Source organism: Amycolatopsis sp. NPDC003676, from assembly GCF_053587275.1.
Genome location: NZ_JBSFNS010000153.1, coordinates 1 through 15,535, shown reverse-complemented (window position 1 = coordinate 15,535; position 15,535 = coordinate 1). Strand labels below are relative to the sequence as shown.

Sequence of the window (15,535 nt, the reverse complement as noted above, 5' to 3'; positions counted from 1 at the left end):
GTCGGCTTCGAGGTCCCCGAGGCGGAGGATTTCGAGGTGGAAGGCTTGGAACTGGAACACGTCGTGCATCAAGGCGGGAAAGATGCCTTGACAAGCCACCCCAGACCGTCATCACAATCGGGCTTCGGGGTGCCCCACGCCAGCAACGGACGCGATGTGCGAAGCACGAGCAGTCAGTTAACGCAAGTAACCCCATCAGCAGTAATATCCGGCGCACTCCCCGCCGGAGGACCCTGCAAAACCGCCGGAGCAGACGCAGGATGCACCCCAGAGTCATCCGAATACTTCTGCCCCAAATAAACCCGGAAATGATCCTTCTCAAGAGAATTATCCGAAGCCACCGCAACCCCGCCAAGCTTCTCGCCGATAGCCTCAGCCTGACTACGCTGCCCCCGCCCATAGTAAACAGTGGACGTCCGCCGAGTAGCACTATTGGAAACGGACCCCCGTGAATACCCAGCAGCAGCAAGCTTGTCCGCAACCCGGTTAGCCAACCCATCCACCCCAGACGAGTTGCGCACATCAACCACGTAAGCAGCCAACGCAGGATCCCCAGCCGGAGAAGACGGCGGCGCGCCAGCCGAGGAAGACGGCGCAGAAGCGGAACCAGTCTGCTCCCGAACAAACTTCTGCACCTGCTGAGGATCAACCTGCACGGCATCACCGTCATTAGGCGTCTTCAACGTAATACTAACCACCGGAATAGTGACGAAGTTGATACTCCCGGCACTCATCCCGTGCAACTGCTGAGCAAACCCCAGCAAATCCCAGTTGGTATCAACGACGACTGCCTTTTTGACGGCCCCGATCAACGCATCCAACTTGCCCGGATCCGTCAACGTCCCAGCCGAAAGAATAGTCTTGGCCATGCTGGCCATGAAAACCTGCTGCCGCTTGATCCGGTCAAGGTCCCCATTGGGCAACCCATGCCGCTGCCGAACGAACTGCAACGCCTGCGCCCCGGCGACATTCTGCGGCCCGGCAGGAAAATTAGCCCCGGAGTAACTGTCCTTAACCGGAGCCTTAAGGCAAACCGGGATCCCGCCAACAGCCTGGCTGACGTAGTAAAACCCAGCCAGATTCACGGCGGCGTAGTGCGTGATGGTCAACCCGGTCAGCTGCTGCACAGTCTCGATAGCAGTCTTGGCTCCAGCCTGAGCCGAGTCGGTCTCCAGCTGCGTCCCGGACTCGCCGGCGGCCTTCAACTCGTTCTTGCGGGCAATCTGCCCATACGTATAAGCCGAATTGATCTTGTGCTTCCCGAACTTCCCGGCGAGCTGGACATAAGAGTCACGCGGGATGGAAATCGCCGTGGCGTTCCCGCCCCCGGCGGGGATATGCACGACGATCATCGTGTCCGTCGTATCGCCGCCGTCCTCGGCGCCGCCCGCGTGCAGTTGGTCGAGCACGTCATCCGGCAGCGGATTGCCCTCCGCGTCGGTGCGCGTGTCCAGGCCGACCATCAGGATGTTCTGCTCGCCCATCGGCGAACCGGCTCCGGCGCCGATCACATCGGACCTGGTCAGGCCGTCGGTGATCTGGTTCAGCTTCGACCACGCGAAGGCGGTGCCGCCGAGGACGAGCAGTGAAACCACGGCCAGAAGCACCTGGGCGACGCGGATCGCGCTGGAGGTCTTGCGACGACGCATCGGGGTTCCTCTTCCTGCCACGTCCGGTGGTCGAAGGACCCACGGTAGCGGGCGTCTCACCTGGACGGGTTACCGCTTACCCCAAATTGCGGAGACGGCGCCCGGAATGTCGGACCGAGGGTGTACCTCCACCGGGAGTCCGGCCTCGACTCTCATTCTACAGGGATGTAGTTTTACTACAGCCGTGTAGAAGTCGAAAGGGGTGCCGGATGGCCCGCGTGGTGATCGTGTCCGCCCGGATCGGGGCAGGTCACGACGGTGCCGCCAGAGAGCTGGACCGGTGGTTCGCCGATCGCGGCGCGCACGTCGTCCGCGCCGATTTCCTGGACCTGCTCCCGGGAAGACTCGGCGAACTGCTCTGCGGCGCCTATCACCAGCAGCTCAACACAGTCCCGCGCAGCTGGGACTGGCTGCTCGGTGCCCTCGGCACCCCCGCGCTGGCCGGAGCCGCCCGCCGGTTCGCCGGGCTCGCCGCCCCGAGGCTGCGGGAACTGCTCGGCGACAGCACCGACGTCGTCGTCTCGACCTATCCGCTCGCCACGCACGCGGTCGCCCGGCTGCGGCGCTCGAACGAACTGACCGCGCCCCTGGTCGTCTACCTCACCGACCCGTCGGTGCACCGGCTGTGCGTCAGTCCGGACGCGACGCTCACCGTCGCTCCCAACGAAACCGCCGCCCGCCAGGCCAAAGCGCTCGGAGCCGGTCGCACGCTCGTCTCACGCCCGCTGGTCGCGCCCGCGTTCCGGCCGTCGGCGGGGATGACCGAACGGCTGCGGCTCCGGCTCGCCTTCGGCCTTCCGCACGACGGTCCGCTCGCGTTGGTGGTCGCCGGATCCTGGGGCGTCGGCCAAATCGGACAGACCGCCGACGACCTTCTCGCAACCGGACTCGTCGAGCCGGTAGTGGTCTGCGGCCGCAACGAAGCGCTGGCTGAAAAACTGAGGAAAACCGGACACCGGCACGTCTTCGGCTGGGTCGACAAGATGCCCGAGCTGATGCGCGCGTGCGACGTCGTAGTGCAGAACGCGGGCGGGCTGACCACGTCGGAAGCACTCGCGACCGGTCTGCCGGTGCTGACTTACCGCTGCCTGCCCGGCCACGGCCGCGCCAACGCCGCGGTGCTCCACGACGACGGGATCGTGCCGTGGGTCCACTCGCCGAACGAACTGACCGAAGCGCTGGAGTGGTTGCTGCGACGGCCGGTCAAGGCGGCCGGATGATCCGCGGACTCGCCGCGGCGGCCCTCGCGCACGCGGCACCGGCGGCATTGTTCGTCCCGCAGCTGCGCCCGCCCCGCCTGGCTGGACGCGGCGACCCCAACCACGTAGCGCTGACCTTCGACGACGGCCCGAACCCGGAGTCCACGCCGCAGTTCCTCCGAACCCTCGAGAAACTGGAAGTCCGCGCGACCTTCTTCGTGCTGGGCCGAGAGTTGGCCGCTGCACCGGAACTCGGCCGGGAGATCGCCGCAGCAGGACACGAGATCGCAGTGCACGGCTGGGATCACCGCTGCTTCCTGCGCCGCTCCCCGAAAGCCCTGCACCACGAGCTGACCCACACCGTCGACGTGATCGAACTCGTCACCGGCACCCGGCCGCAGTGGCTGCGCGCGCCGTACGGAGTGTTCAGCGCGAGCTCCTTGGTCTCGGCGCGAATTCTCGGCCTTCAGCCCGTTTTGTGGAGTACCTGGGGATTCGACTGGACCAATCGCGCCACTCCGCGCTCGGTCGTGCGCACTGTGTGCCGAAGGCTGACCGGCGGCGGCACGATTCTGTTGCACGACTCCGACGTCGCCGCCGCGCCGGGAGCCTGGCGGTCAGCGCTCGGCGCAGTCCCGGTGCTGGTGTCGGAATGCCGGGAGCGCGGGCTCGCCGTGGGTCCCTTGCGCGACCACGCAAGCGGCCTGCTGAGCGGTCTCGAGGCCGGTGTGCAGATCGGTGGCCGCGTCGAGCGTGCAAGCCGTCGACCAGGCGCAAGCGCCGAGCACGACCGCCACGGCGACCGCCGCGAGTGGATTTCGCCGCGAGCCTGACGACGGGGCGGACAGCAGCGCACGCACGCGCTGCGGCACCGGTCCACCGGTCGCGGCAAGCGCGAGTGAAGGCTGAGAACGACTGGCCAGCGCGGCCTTCGCGACCGCCGTGGCCACCAGCTTCCGGTCGCCGACCCGGTCCGCGGCAGCTTCGTCCGCCCAGCGTTCCAATGCGAACCGGGCCGCCGAACCGAGCGGCCGCAGCACCGGATTGACCGTGGTGGCGACCGTGACGATCGCGGCGAAAACGTGGTGCCGCAGCCGCAAATGCGCGCGTTCGTGGGCGAGCAGCGCGCGGCGTTCCCGCGGTTCCAGCGCCGACAGCATCCCGCTGGACACCGCGATCCGGCCGCCGCCTCCGGCCACCGCGAACGCGACCGGTTCCTCGCCCGGCAGCAGCACGAAGCCAGCCTCGCGAGTGTGCGCGTTCAGTTCGGCGTGCACCCTCCGGTGCCAGCGCACGTACTGAATCGCCGTGCGGGTCAACGCGACTCCGGCGGCCACGAGCGCGATCCCGCTGACGATCGCCAGCGGCAGGTTCACCGCGTCGGCCCCATGGAACGCGACGGCGGAGAAATCGCCCAGCTCACCGACGAACGGCAGCTGCGCCAGACCCGCCGCAGCGAGGACCGCGAGCGTCGCTGTGCTTCCGACGGCCAGCACCAGCGCGGACCCGGCGAGTAGCCAGCTGCCCAGCCGCGGCGACAGCCGGGGAGCGACCCAGCGCGCCACCGGCCACGAGGCCAGCGGCAGCAGCAGCGGAGCGAGCAGGTCGAGGTTCACGTCAGCCGCCGTTCTGGCGCAGAAGATCGCGCAGCACGCGCTCGTCCGAAGCGGACAGGTTCGACACGAATTTCGCCAGCACGCTCGACCGGTCGGCTTCGGCGTCGAGGACTTTGCTCATCCGGCGGGCGGCAAGCCCGGGTTCGTCGTCGGCGGCGCGGTAGGTGAACGAGCGGCCCTGCTTCTCGCGGGTCGCCACGCCCTTCTCGAACAGCCGGGACAGGATCGTGACGACGGTGGTGTAGGCCAGCCCGCCGCCGATCCGCTCCTGCACGCCGGCGGCCGACATCGGCTCGTCGGATTCCCACAGCACCGCGAGCACCTCGGCCTCCAGCTCCCCGGGAGCCCGCCGGGCGCTCTCACCCCGTCCGTTCCGCATGGCCCAAATTCTACCTGTTTGTCGAAGCTGCTCGGCTCGCTACTACGTTCATGTAGAATTTCGACAGTTGTGTAGTAGTTGGAGGTGGGCATGCTCGACCCGAAGTGGCTGCTGGCCGCGTTCGGCCCGCTCGGCGTCTTCGCGGTGATGTTCGCCGAGACCGGACTGCTCGTGGGGTTCTTCCTGCCGGGCGATTCGCTGTTGTTCACCGCGGGGGTGCTGGCGGCCTCGTCGAAGCTGCACCTGCCGCTCGCGGCGGTCATCGTCGCGGCGGCGGCCGGAGCACTGCTCGGCGCGCAGGCTGGCTACATTCTCGGCCGACGCGGCGGCGGCGCACTGCTCGTCCGGGTGCGCAGCAAGCACCTGCATGAGGGCGTCGCGCGCGGATCGGCGCTGCTCACCCGGTACGGGCTCGGCAAGGCAGTGGTGCTGGCCCGGTTCATCCCGGTGGTCCGGACCGTGCTGAACCCGCTCGTCGGCATCGCCGGGATGCCCGCCGCGAAGTTCGCGATGTGGCAGGTGCTCGGCGGTCTGCTGTGGACAGTCGGGGTGACGCTCGCCGGGTACGCGCTGGGCGCGTCGGTGCCGAACATCGACACGTACCTGCTGCCGATCATCGCCGTGGTGGTGCTGCTTTCGCTGAGTCCGCTGCTGATCGAACTCGTCCGCGCACGCCGGAGCGCGGCGCGATGATCGATGCCGGGCTATATCGCGACGTCACGGATTTCGCGTGGTCCCAGCAGTGGCTGGCCGGAATCGCGACGACGTTCAGCGAATACGGAGTTTTCCTGATCGTGCCGGTGATTCTCGCGCTGCTCTGGCGGGCGCGTACCAGGGGAGCGGCGGCGCTGGCGGCCGCGGCGTGGGTGCCGATCGCGATCGCGGTGGCGCTCGCCGTGGACACGGTGCTGAAGTCGGTGTTCGCCGAGGTCCGGCCGTGTCGCGTGGTCGCGGGCGTGCACACGCTGCTGCCGTGCGATCCGCCGACCGACTACGCGTTTCCCAGCAACCACACGGTCATCGTGGCGGCGTTCGCGGTGGCGGTGCTGCTGGTCAACCGCAAATGGGGAGTCTGGGCGCTCGTTTTCGCGGTGCTGATGGGGATTTCGCGGGTGTACGTCGGGGCGCATTACCCGCACGACGTGCTCGCGGGGTTCGTGGTCGGCGCCGGGGTCGCGCTGCTCGGGCTCGTGGTCCGCGAACCGCTCGCCAAGGTGGCGGTTCGGCTGATTCCGGCCGTATCCGGGAGGAAAGCATGACCGATCGACCTGTCCGCTGCTCCGACGCAGAACGCGAGCAAACGACGAAAGTCCTGAATGACGCGGCGGGCGAGGGGCGGCTGAGCCTCGCCGAGGTGGAAGAACGAGTTACCACCGTCTATTCGGCGCAGTACCGGCACGAACTGGACGCGGTGGTCGCGGATTTGCCGAAGCCCGCGGCACGGGCGAACTGGCAGCCGTTGCTCCTGCTGGCCGGACATCAGCTGGTCACGGAGTTCGGCAGCGCGCCGGCGCGGCGGAAGCTGGCCGTCGGGATGCTGCTGATGATCGCGGTGGCGATGATGGTTTTCCTTGCCGCGCACGGTTTCGCCGGCGAAGGGCATCACTTCGAGCACCACTAGACTGGCGGGGTGCAGAGGGAATCGGGCGTCGCCTTAGTCACTGGAAGCTCGCGCGGAATCGGCAGAGCGATCGCGGAACGGCTGGGTGCGGACGGGTTTTCCGTCGCGGTCAACTACCGCGCCGGCCAGGAGGCGGCCGCCGCCGTCGTCGCGAAGATCCGCGCGGACGGCGGGCAGGCGACCGCGCTGCGTGCGGACGTAACCGACGACGCTGAGCTGCGCGGTCTTTTCGACCGCACGGAAGAGGAATTCGGCGGTCTCGACGTGGTCGTCGCCAACGTCGGGATCGCCCGGTTCGTGCCGCTCGCGGAGGCCTCCGACGAGATCTACGACCTGATCTTCTCTACTAATCTGCGGCCGACCTTCGTCGCCTTGCGCGAAGCGGCCCGGCGCGTGCGCGACGGCGGCCGGATCGTCGTGGTGTCGAGCGGAGTGGTCCCGACGGCCCGGCCCGGCACCGGGATCTACGGTGCCGCGAAGGCCGCCGGAGACCAGTTCGTGCGGGTGCTGGCGAAGGAACTCGGCCCGCGCGGCGTGACGGTGAACAGCGTGCTTCCGGGCGCGGTCCGCACCGAAGCGCTCCTCGCTGATGGCCCGCCGGGCGTGGTCGAGTACAGCGCGAAGCAGACTCCTCTTGGACGGATCGCCGAGCCTGGCGACATCGCGGACATCGTGGGTTTTCTGGCGTCGGACCAGGCTCGCTGGGTCACTGGCCAGACGGTGCACGCTGGCGGCGGCCAGTTCTAACCGCGCTCGGCCAGCAGCTGCGTCCGGACGTCGGTCTTCAGCACCTTCCCGACCTTTGATCGCGGCAGGTCCGGCCAGAGCAGGACTTCCTTCGGGGTCTTCACGCTGCCGAGCAGTTCCTTCACGGTGGCCCGCAGCTCGTCCGCGGCGGCGGTCCGTCCTTGGTGCAGCTGGACGACCGCGGTCACCTGCTCGCCCCACTTTTCGTGCGGCAGCCCGACCACTGCGCAGTCCTGCACGGCCGGATGCGTCATCAGCGCCTGCTCCACCTCGGCCGAGTAGACGTTGAATCCGCCGGTGATGATCATGTCCTTCGCCCGGTCCACGACGTACAGGAAGTTCTCCTCGTCGAGGTAGCCGATGTCGCCGGTGTGGTGCCAGCCGTGCTTGCTGACGTCGGCGGTCGCCTCCGGATTCCGGTAGTAGCCAGGCATCACGAGTGGCCCGCGCACGACGATTTCGCCGCGTTCGCCGCGCGGCAGCAGAGTCCCGTCGGCGGCCATGATCGCCACCTGCGTCAGTGGCGTCGGACGGCCCGCCGAGGTGAAACGTTCGCGCGCCAGAGAACCGTCCGGATGGAAGTGGTCGGCGGGGGCCAGCGTGGAGATCATCATCGGGGCCTCGCTTTGCCCGAACAGCTGTCCGAGCACCGGGCCGATCCGGGTGATCGCCTCCTCCAACCGGGCAGCGGACATCGGCGCGGCCCCGTACCACAGGCATTCCAGTGAGCTGAAGTCCGTTGTGGACAGTGCGGGATGGTCCAGCAGCAGATAAATCAACGTGGGCGGCAGAAAAGTGTGGGTAATCCGGTGCCGTTCGATCAGGTCGAGGAACCGGCCGAGGTCCGGCGACGGCATCACCACGATCTCGCCGCCGAGAGCCAGCACCGGGAAGCACAGCACCCCGGCGGCGTGCGTGAGCGGGGCCAGCGCGAGGTAGCGCGGACGCGGCTGGAACGGGTAGCTCATCAACGTCAGCGCCGACATGGTTTCGACGTTGTGCCCGGTCAGCACCACGCCTTTCGGCCGTCCGGTGGTGCCGCCGGTGCCGACGAGCATCGCCGTGTCGTCCGGCGGCTCGGACTGCCACGGCGTGTCCGGAAGCCCGTCGAGCCATTCCGACAGCGGGAGTGCGCCGGGGAACGAGCCGTCTAGGCACACCACCGTGGTCAGCTTCGGCAGCTGATCGGCGATGCGGGAGACGAGCGGTGCGAACGACTCCTGCACGAGCAGGCACGCGCAGTCGAACAGGTCCAGCAGTTCCCGGTTCTCCGCCGCCTCGTTGCGCGGGTTGACCGGGCACCAGACCGCCCCTGCCCGGCTGATGCCGAAGACGCACCCGAACGACACCGGGTCGTTCGCGGAGAGGATCGCCACCTTGTCGCCCGGCCGCACGCCGGAACGCGCGAGCGCCCGGGCGACCCGCCAGGACAGCTGCTGGACCTCGCCGTAGCTGAGCGATCCGCCGTCCGTGGTCAAGCACGGGGCCGACGGGCCCAGCGAGGCGCCTTTGTCGAGGTAATCGGTCAGTCGCACCGCTCGTCTCCCAGTCTCAGGACTGCACCGTCAGAACCGGATTCGAGACCAGCCCGAATGACCGCAGCACGCCGAGCAGTTCGCGGTGCCCGAACGCCTGGCACGCCGACGCGAACCCGGCCCGCCGCGGTGGTTGCTGCAGCAGCGAATACGCCGCGTACGCCTGCATCAGCCCGGTCTGCTTGTAGTTGCAGGTCCCGTGGATCACGCAGTGCGCGCGGCCGAGCGGACCGGACGCGTGCACCGAGTCCAGCGACGTGTTGATCCGCTGGTTTTCCCTCGGCGGCATTTCGTCCCGGACCGCGGCCGCCTGCTCGTGCAGCACCTTGAGTTTTTCTTCCAGCGGCAGGTCTTTCACCTGTTCCAGTACGGCCGCCACGATCTGCGGCACGCCCTGCATCAGCGCCCGGTCGAACACGCCGCCGACGGCTTTCACGTTGGCTACGCGCGGATCGTTCTTGAACCACACCGGATGCGACGTCCCGCCCCACGGCAGCGCGAGCCCGATCTCGTGATGTCCCGGCACGGCAACATCCTGGAGCCCGCCGTCGGCCGGCCAGGGCGCGTATTCGTTTTGCTCCAGGTAATACGCGGCGGACAGCGCGGCGTTCACGAGGATGGTCTGCGTGGAAGCGACTGTGGGGTAACCCTTCCAGAACACCAGGATGTCCAAAGTGTCCAGTCCGGGCGTCTCCAGGCAGAGGTTCGCCGCGATCTCGCCGGTGGTGTACATCTGCGCGATGCCGGGGGAGAGCAGCAGGCCCTTGGCGGCCATGTCCGCGCCGTAACGCTCTTCGGCGGAGATCAGCCAGTCCTGCTCGCCGGTGGTGTCGAGGTAGTGCGTTCCGGCTTCGAGACAGGCCTGGACGACCTCGTGGCCGTATTCGCTGAACGGGCCGACGGTGTTGCAGACGACCGACGCGTCGCGGAAAAGCTCGGTGAGCGGACCGGTTTCGTGGGATACCTCGACGACCTCGTGGTCCACGGTGTCGAGGCCGGGAATGTGGTCGAGCGCGGCCTGGACCCGGGCCTTGTCCCGGCCGGCCGCGGTGAAGGGCACGTTGTACTCGCGGAGGTATTCGCAGATCAGGCGGCCGGTGTAGCCGGAGGCTCCGTAAACGACGACGGGCTTGGTCACTGGTTTTCCTTTCTTGGAGTGCCGGAGCGCTGGAAGGGGTTCACATGCCCATGCCGCCGTCGACCGGGAGGCCGGCGCCGGTGATGAAGCGGGCGGCGTCCGAGGCGAGGAACACCACCGCGTCGGCCATGTCGGCGACCTCGCCGAGCCGGCCGGCCGGGGTCTGCGCGACGACCGCGCCGATCGCCTCCTCGACGCTCGGGAACAGCCCGACGTCGACCACGTCCATCGCGAGCTGGTTGCCCATCTGCGTCGGGACCAGGCCGGGGTACACGCAGTTCACCCGCACCCCGTAGCCGAGCTTCCCGGACTCCATCGCAGCGACCCGGGTGAGCCGGTCGACCGCCGATTTCGTCGCCGAATAGCCCGCGATGCCAGGGAAGGCGATGGTCGCGGCCACCGAGGCGATGTTCACGACCGCGCCGCCGCGTCCGGCCGCGCCGCCCGGACGCATGGCGCGGAACGCGTGCTTCACGCCGAGCGAGGTGCCGAGCACGTTGACCTCGAGCATCTTCCGCACGTCGGCCGGGTTGAGGTCGGCGACGAGACCGGTGATCTCCACGCCCGCGTTGTTCACGACGATGTCGAGCCCGCCGTGCTCGCCGACCACCGCCTCGACCGCCTGCGCCCAGTTGTCGTCGTCGGTCACGTCCAGCCGGACGAAGCCGCTGCTGGCCCCGCTCTGCTTGATCGCGTCGGCGGTCTGGCGGCCGAGGTCCTCCTGGACGTCGCCGATGACCACCGCCGCGCCTGCCTTCGCGAGCGCCTCGGCCATGCCCTGGCCGAGGCCCTGCGCGCCGCCTGTGACCAGCGCGGTGCGCCCAGTCAGGTCGTAGGAACCCATCGACATCTCCTCCTTGAGACGTGCCGCCGGTGCGGTGTAGGTCACACCGTAGCCAATTTTGGACAGTCGTCAAGATTTTCTTGGACACTCGTCAAGAAACGCCGTCGCGCTAGACTGCCGGGTGTGACACAGGCGAAGGAGCGCATCTCCCGCCGCGCCGTGGACAAGTTCGCCCAGCGCCGGGAGCAGCTGGCCGAGTCCGCGCTGCAGGCGCTGGCCGAGCTGGGCTATGCCCGCACGAGCCTGCGCGAAATCGCCCAGAAATCCGACTTCTCGCACGGCGTCCTGCATTACTACTTCGCCGACAAGGTCGAGCTGCTCACCTACGCGGTCCGCAAGTTCGAAGAGGTCTGCGTGACCCGCTACGACGACGTCGTGGCCGCGGCGGGCTCGGCTGACGAGCTGAAATACGGCTTCGGCGCGGCCATGGCCGGCACGCTGCGGACCGACGCGGCGATGCACCGCCTCTGGTACGACCTGCGCAACCAGAGCCTGTTCGAGGAGTCGTTCCGCGACGACGTGCTCGACATCGACGAACAGCGCCAGGACATGGTGTGGCGCGTCGTGCGGCGCTACGCCGAGTTCACCGAACGGCCCGCTCGGGTGTCGCCGGAGGTCGCGTACGCCGCCTTCGACGGCCTGTTCCAGCGGGCGCTCCTGCAGCAACTCGCCGGTCAGGACGAGGCGGCGGACCGGTTGGAAGGCGACGTCGCGGCTCTGCTCACGCACTTCGTCTGACGGTTACCCCGCCCGAGTGGTGATCTCCGGTGCGCGCGCCCGTCCGTGGTTAGGATGCGCTCGGACGGTCACCGGGTGAGAAGGGGTGCGCGAGTGCAAGCGGGGTACCTTGAACCGCCTGAGCCGCAGGCCGTTTCCGCGCCGTTGACGAGGGCGGCGATCTTCCTGATGGTCAGCGTCGACCCCGGCGCCGAGCAGACCGCGAAAGACCTCCTCGCCGACCTGGCCGGGTTGCAGCGCGCGGTCGGCTTCCGCGACGCCAGTGCCGGGCTCACCTGCGTCGCCGGGATTTCGTCCGCGGCCTGGGACCGGATCTACGGCGGCCCGCGACCCGCGGAACTGCACGAGCTGCCGGTCTTTTCCGGCGAGAAGCACACGAGCGTCCTCACCGCCGAGGCTGACCTGCTGTTCCACCTCCGCGCCGAACGGCTCGACCTCTGCTTCGAGCTGGAATCGCTGATCATGGACCGGCTGCGCGGCTCGGTGAAGGTGCTCGACGAGGTGCAGGGCTTCCGGTACTTCGACGCGCGCGACGTGCTCGGCTTCGTCGACGGCACCGAAAATCCGACCGGCAACGGCGTCAATCAGGCCGTGCTGGTTGACGACGACGAACCGTTCGACCGGGGCAGTTACGTGGTCGTGCAGAAGTACCTGCACGACATGCAGGCGTGGAACGCGCTCAGCACCGAGCAGCAGGAGCTGGTGATCGGACGGCGCAAACTGTCCGATGTGGAGCTTTCGGACGAGGAAAAGCCCGCCGATTCGCACATCGCGCTCAACGTGATCACCGACGACGAGGGCAACGAGCTCGACATCCTGCGCGACAACATGCCGTTCGGCCGTCCCGGGCACGACGAGTTCGGCACGTACTTCATCGGCTACACCAAATCTCCCGCGGTGATCGAGAAAATGCTGGAGAACATGTTCGTCGGATCGCCGCCCGGCAACTACGACCGGATTCTCGACTTCTCCACGCCGCACACGGGCGCGCTGTTCTACGTGCCCACAGCGGACTTCCTGGAAGATCCGCCGGACGCCCCGCCCGAGCCGGAACCGCCGGCTGCCGCGACGCCCGCCGGGACGTCGCTGAACATCGGAAGCCTGCGAAGGAGCATTCGGTCATGAACAACCTGCACCGCGAACTCGCCCCGATCTCCGCCGCCGCGTGGGCGGACCTGGAGGAAGAGGCGAAGCGCACCTTCGCCGAGTTCGCCGCCGCGCGCCGGGTGGTCGACGTCGTCGTCACCGGAGACCCTGCGCTCGCCGCGATCGGCACCGGACGCCGCGAACGCGTCGGCGACAAGTTCGACGGCGTCGCGACGAGCCTGCGCACCGCGCAACGGATCGTGGAGCTGCGGGTGCCGTTCACGGTGTCGCGCGAGGAAGTCGATTCGGTCGAGTGGGGCGCGAAAGACGCCGACTGGCAGCCGGTGAAGGACGCCGCGCAGCAGATCGCGTACGCCGAAGACCGGATCGTGCTCGACGGTTTCGCTGAGGCAGGCATCACCGGCATCCGGCCGGCGTCGTCGCTCTCGCCGATCGCGCTGCCGCCGGAAGCCCCGGGCTACCCGAAGGCCATCGGCGACGCGATCGCCGAACTGCGCGACGCGGGCGTCGCCGGTCCGTACACCGTCCTGCTCAGCGACGACGAGTTCACCGCCGCGTACGAGGCGGCCAACCACGGTTATCCGGTGCTGGAACACCTGAAGCAGATCGTGGACGGCGACCTCATCCGCACGCCCGCCATCAGCGGTGCCTGTGTCCTGTCCACGCGCGGCGGCGACTACGAACTCCACTTCGGACAGGATCTGTCCATTGGGTACTCCAGCCACGACGCGTCCACTGTGGAGCTGTACTTCTACGAGACGCTGACCTTCCTCGTGAACACCGCCGAAGCGGGGATCGGGCTGACCGCCTGAGCCGTTACCTGATCATGCGGTCTTGTTACGCAGCGCGGACATTCGCCGAACCGTCCGGGGATACCCGCTCGCGATAGTTGCGGCGTGCTGCGGAACAAGATCAAGAATGTGCTGCTCGTACTGCCCGCGGTAGTCGTCGCCGGATGCTCCGGTCTCCCGGTGCTCGACGGCGACCCCGACCACGACCCGGCTCAGGGCGGTGCTCCCGAAGGTGTCACGCTCACGCCGTTCGACACGAACTACCCGGCCGTCGGGAATCTCGACCCGGCGTTGCGGAAAGCGTTGCAGGACGCGGCAACCGACGCACGTCAGCGCAAAGTGGACATTCACATCGCGTCCGGCTGGCGAACCAAGGAGTACCAGCAGAAGCTGCTCGACGCGGGCATCGAAAAGTACGGCAGCCTGGAAAAAGCGCGGAAGTACGTGAACACGCCGGAACAATCGACGCACGTGTCCGGCAAGGCCGTCGACGTCGCCCCCACCCGCGCCGACGACTGGCTCATCCAGCATGGCGCGAAATACGGACTGTGCCAGGTGTACTCAAACGAGATGTGGCACTTCGAGCTGCTCACCACTCCCGGCGGCAAGTGCCCGCCCACCCGTACGGACGCCGCCGGTTAGCGTCCGTACGGGCGGCCTGGATCACGGAGCCCAGTAGTTCCCGGACATCACCAGGTAGACCAGCAACTTGATGGTCTCGCCGTAGTAAGTGTCGTCATACGGGTTGCCCGCCATGTACTTCCACAGCGAATCCGTCCACGCCTGATCGCCGGCGACCATCGCCGCGACACCCACCGGGTTCGCCGCCACTTCGGACTGGTCACTCGTCTTGGTCGGCGTACCGTCCAATTTGGTGTGCGGATAGATCTTGGCCGGGTTGCTGCCGGATTTGCTCTTGTAGCTGGCCGACTCCTTCTTGGCGACGTCGGTCGCGACCTTGCCGCCGTACAGCAATGCGTCAGTGCCCATGTGCCAAGGCACGCGAACTGAGTTGTACCCGACGATGTTGTCCGGCTGATTCTCGAGATGGTCTGCGGGCGCGGGCTTCGGACTGCTGGTGTTCGCCCCGACCACGAAGTCGGACAACAGATTCGCGTTCGGCGAGTACTTGGCCGTGAACTGAGTGATCAGCTGTTCGGTGCGGGTGACGACCTTGTTCCAGTCATGCGCGGTGTCGTACTTCGCGAACGCGCGCAAGTGGTCGAGCATGAAGTCCGACGGCCGGGTGTCGTCGTTGCCCGCGTCGTCGGCGATCTTGAGATGCCCGTCCGATGCGACGTCGTGCTGGTAGACCTTGGCCAGCCAGTCCTTCGCGGCCGCGCTGTAGCCGCCCCACTGCTTGTCCGCGAGAATCAGCCCGTACCCGACGTCGAGGTCGCCGTCGGTGGCCGAGTCAGGGGTGCCGCCGTCGGAGTACTTGCAGGTCTTGCCGTCGATCACCCACTGGAAGAGCCCTTTGCTGTCCCGGTGGTCCTGGACGAACTTCCACATCCCGTCGAAGATCGTCTTGGCCTGGTCGTCGTAGCCGGCCATCAGCGGGACGATGTTCATCCCGTACCCCTGAGCCTCGGAAACGGTGCCCTTGTTGGGCGCGTCGTCGGTAGCCCAGACGAGGTAACCGCCGCAAGCCTGGCGGAGGTAAGTTTTCTTCCAGGAGTCGTACTGCTTCTTGACCGCGGCGTCCTGCTCGGCCTGACTAACCGACGGCCGGACACCGGTCTGATAGGTGACGTGCGCGGGAAACGGATGCGCCACGGCGGCTGCGGTCGCAGGCCCAGCACCGGCCAACGCAGCGGTAAGCGAAACGGAAGCGGCGGCGAACAGCGCCACCTTCCGGGAAGCGGGCATGTCGGGGGTCTCCTTGTTAGTAAACTTTCCTAACTAGGCGGCGTTGGGGAAAAGCCTGCTGCCAGTGGGGTGATCGTGTCAAGATGTCCGGCTCGGATGGTTCAGGTGTACCGGTTCCGAAGCTTTCCGTGAGGCACCTTCACACCCTCCCGGGGCGCGGCTGACGTTTGGTGGGTCCCTTCGCAGGCTTCGGGCCGGTTGGCCGTCGTGAGGGGAACCCCACGGTGCAACGGACCGCCTTGGTCGGCAACCCACCGCCAGCGCAAGGCGGCGACGGCGGGGAGTTCGTCGTCGCGGGCTGG

16 protein-coding genes and 1 pseudogene are annotated in these 15,535 nt (G+C 67.7%); 10 read left to right on the top strand and 7 right to left on the bottom strand.

Annotated elements, in window-relative coordinates; translation table 11 throughout:
- Positions 1-173 precede the first annotated feature (173 nt).
- Positions 174-1,649: an LCP family protein gene (locus tag ACWDNU_RS41690; RefSeq protein WP_449672901.1), complete on the bottom strand. Its 1,476-nt coding sequence runs from the start codon at positions 1,647-1,649 to the stop codon at positions 174-176.
- A 209-nt stretch (positions 1,650-1,858) separates the two neighbouring features.
- Between ACWDNU_RS41690 and ACWDNU_RS41685 the strand changes: the two genes are divergently transcribed.
- A complete protein-coding gene (locus ACWDNU_RS41685) occupies positions 1,859-2,869 on the top strand; it encodes a glycosyltransferase (protein WP_449672900.1) in 1,011 nt (336 codons plus the stop codon).
- A pseudogene (locus ACWDNU_RS41680) lies at positions 2,866-3,309 on the top strand (polysaccharide deacetylase family protein); the annotation flags it as partial. The gene ACWDNU_RS41685 and the pseudogene ACWDNU_RS41680, both read left to right, overlap by 4 nt.
- 156 nt (positions 3,310-3,465) lie before the next feature.
- Here ACWDNU_RS41680 and ACWDNU_RS41675 read toward each other — a convergent pair.
- On the bottom strand, positions 3,466-4,464 hold the full coding sequence (locus tag ACWDNU_RS41675; protein WP_449672899.1) for a M56 family metallopeptidase: 999 nt from the start codon (positions 4,462-4,464) through the stop codon (positions 3,466-3,468).
- A gap of 1 nt (position 4,465) precedes the next feature.
- Complete coding sequence (locus ACWDNU_RS41670) at positions 4,466-4,843, bottom strand: BlaI/MecI/CopY family transcriptional regulator (protein ID WP_116203718.1); 378 nt, start codon at positions 4,841-4,843, stop codon at positions 4,466-4,468.
- A gap of 90 nt (positions 4,844-4,933) precedes the next feature.
- Between ACWDNU_RS41670 and ACWDNU_RS41665 the strand changes: the two genes are divergently transcribed.
- Genes ACWDNU_RS41665 through ACWDNU_RS41650 form a run of 4 tightly spaced genes read left to right on the top strand, consistent with a single transcriptional unit; the run spans position 4,934 to position 7,211 of the window.
- On the top strand, positions 4,934-5,536 hold the full coding sequence (locus ACWDNU_RS41665; RefSeq protein ID WP_370934163.1) for a DedA family protein: 603 nt from the start codon (positions 4,934-4,936) through the stop codon (positions 5,534-5,536).
- Positions 5,533-6,102, top strand: coding sequence for a phosphatase PAP2 family protein (locus ACWDNU_RS41660; protein WP_370934164.1), 570 nt, complete (start codon positions 5,533-5,535; stop codon positions 6,100-6,102). Before ACWDNU_RS41665 ends, ACWDNU_RS41660 begins: the two co-directional genes overlap by 4 nt.
- Positions 6,099-6,464: a DUF1707 SHOCT-like domain-containing protein gene (locus tag ACWDNU_RS41655; protein WP_449672898.1), complete on the top strand. Its 366-nt coding sequence runs from the start codon at positions 6,099-6,101 to the stop codon at positions 6,462-6,464. Before ACWDNU_RS41660 ends, ACWDNU_RS41655 begins: the two co-directional genes overlap by 4 nt.
- Before the next feature lie 9 nt (positions 6,465-6,473).
- The gene (locus ACWDNU_RS41650; protein ID WP_370934166.1) at positions 6,474-7,211 is read left to right on the top strand and encodes an SDR family oxidoreductase; all 738 of its coding nucleotides are present in this window, start codon (positions 6,474-6,476) and stop codon (positions 7,209-7,211) included.
- On the opposite strand, the gene ACWDNU_RS41645 is transcribed toward ACWDNU_RS41650, so the two are convergent.
- Genes ACWDNU_RS41645 through ACWDNU_RS41635 form a run of 3 tightly spaced genes read right to left on the bottom strand, consistent with a single transcriptional unit; the run spans position 7,208 to position 10,773 of the window.
- A complete protein-coding gene (locus ACWDNU_RS41645) occupies positions 7,208-8,746 on the bottom strand; it encodes an acyl-CoA synthetase (RefSeq protein WP_449672897.1) in 1,539 nt (512 codons plus the stop codon). The two genes, ACWDNU_RS41650 and ACWDNU_RS41645, sit on opposite strands and share 4 nt — an antisense overlap.
- A 16-nt stretch (positions 8,747-8,762) precedes the next feature.
- Positions 8,763-9,884 (bottom strand): DUF5938 domain-containing protein, encoded by a 1,122-nt coding sequence (locus ACWDNU_RS41640; protein ID WP_449672896.1) that lies wholly within the window; start codon positions 9,882-9,884, stop codon positions 8,763-8,765.
- A 40-nt stretch (positions 9,885-9,924) separates the two neighbouring features.
- On the bottom strand, positions 9,925-10,773 hold the full coding sequence (locus tag ACWDNU_RS41635; protein WP_350564230.1) for an SDR family NAD(P)-dependent oxidoreductase: 849 nt from the start codon (positions 10,771-10,773) through the stop codon (positions 9,925-9,927).
- Between the two features lie 78 nt (positions 10,774-10,851).
- Here ACWDNU_RS41635 and ACWDNU_RS41630 point away from each other — a divergent pair, with 78 nt between their 5' ends.
- The 4 genes from ACWDNU_RS41630 to ACWDNU_RS41615 all read left to right on the top strand — a co-directional run bounded on the left by ACWDNU_RS41630 (position 10,852) and on the right by ACWDNU_RS41615 (position 14,006).
- Complete coding sequence (locus ACWDNU_RS41630) at positions 10,852-11,466, top strand: TetR/AcrR family transcriptional regulator (protein WP_449672895.1); 615 nt, start codon at positions 10,852-10,854, stop codon at positions 11,464-11,466.
- Positions 11,467-11,559: 93 nt separating this feature from the next.
- Complete coding sequence (locus tag ACWDNU_RS41625) at positions 11,560-12,591, top strand: Dyp-type peroxidase (protein ID WP_449672894.1); 1,032 nt, start codon at positions 11,560-11,562, stop codon at positions 12,589-12,591.
- The gene (locus tag ACWDNU_RS41620; RefSeq protein ID WP_344279959.1) at positions 12,588-13,385 is read left to right on the top strand and encodes a family 1 encapsulin nanocompartment shell protein; all 798 of its coding nucleotides are present in this window, start codon (positions 12,588-12,590) and stop codon (positions 13,383-13,385) included. Before ACWDNU_RS41625 ends, ACWDNU_RS41620 begins: the two co-directional genes overlap by 4 nt.
- 84 nt (positions 13,386-13,469) lie before the next feature.
- The gene (locus ACWDNU_RS41615) at positions 13,470-14,006 is read left to right on the top strand and encodes a M15 family metallopeptidase (RefSeq protein ID WP_370934172.1); all 537 of its coding nucleotides are present in this window, start codon (positions 13,470-13,472) and stop codon (positions 14,004-14,006) included.
- A 21-nt stretch (positions 14,007-14,027) separates the two neighbouring features.
- Here the strand turns inward: ACWDNU_RS41615 and ACWDNU_RS41610 are convergent, their stop codons facing one another.
- Entirely contained in the window at positions 14,028-15,233 is a 1,206-nt protein-coding gene (locus tag ACWDNU_RS41610) for a glycosyl hydrolase family 8 (RefSeq protein ID WP_449672893.1), read from the bottom strand.
- Between the last annotated feature and the right edge of the window lie 302 nt (positions 15,234-15,535).

Coding starts and splice junctions, on each gene's coding strand:
- ACWDNU_RS41690 (WP_449672901.1), bottom strand. CDS start 1,649: ATGCGTCGTCGCAAGACCTCCAGCGCGATCCGCGTCGCCCAGGTGCTT.
- ACWDNU_RS41685 (WP_449672900.1), top strand. CDS start 1,859: ATGGCCCGCGTGGTGATCGTGTCCGCCCGGATCGGGGCAGGTCACGAC.
- ACWDNU_RS41670 (WP_116203718.1), bottom strand. CDS start 4,843: ATGCGGAACGGACGGGGTGAGAGCGCCCGGCGGGCTCCCGGGGAGCTG.
- ACWDNU_RS41665 (WP_370934163.1), top strand. CDS start 4,934: ATGCTCGACCCGAAGTGGCTGCTGGCCGCGTTCGGCCCGCTCGGCGTC.
- ACWDNU_RS41660 (WP_370934164.1), top strand. CDS start 5,533: ATGATCGATGCCGGGCTATATCGCGACGTCACGGATTTCGCGTGGTCC.
- ACWDNU_RS41655 (WP_449672898.1), top strand. CDS start 6,099: ATGACCGATCGACCTGTCCGCTGCTCCGACGCAGAACGCGAGCAAACG.
- ACWDNU_RS41620 (WP_344279959.1), top strand. CDS start 12,588: ATGAACAACCTGCACCGCGAACTCGCCCCGATCTCCGCCGCCGCGTGG.
- ACWDNU_RS41610 (WP_449672893.1), bottom strand. CDS start 15,233: ATGCCCGCTTCCCGGAAGGTGGCGCTGTTCGCCGCCGCTTCCGTTTCG.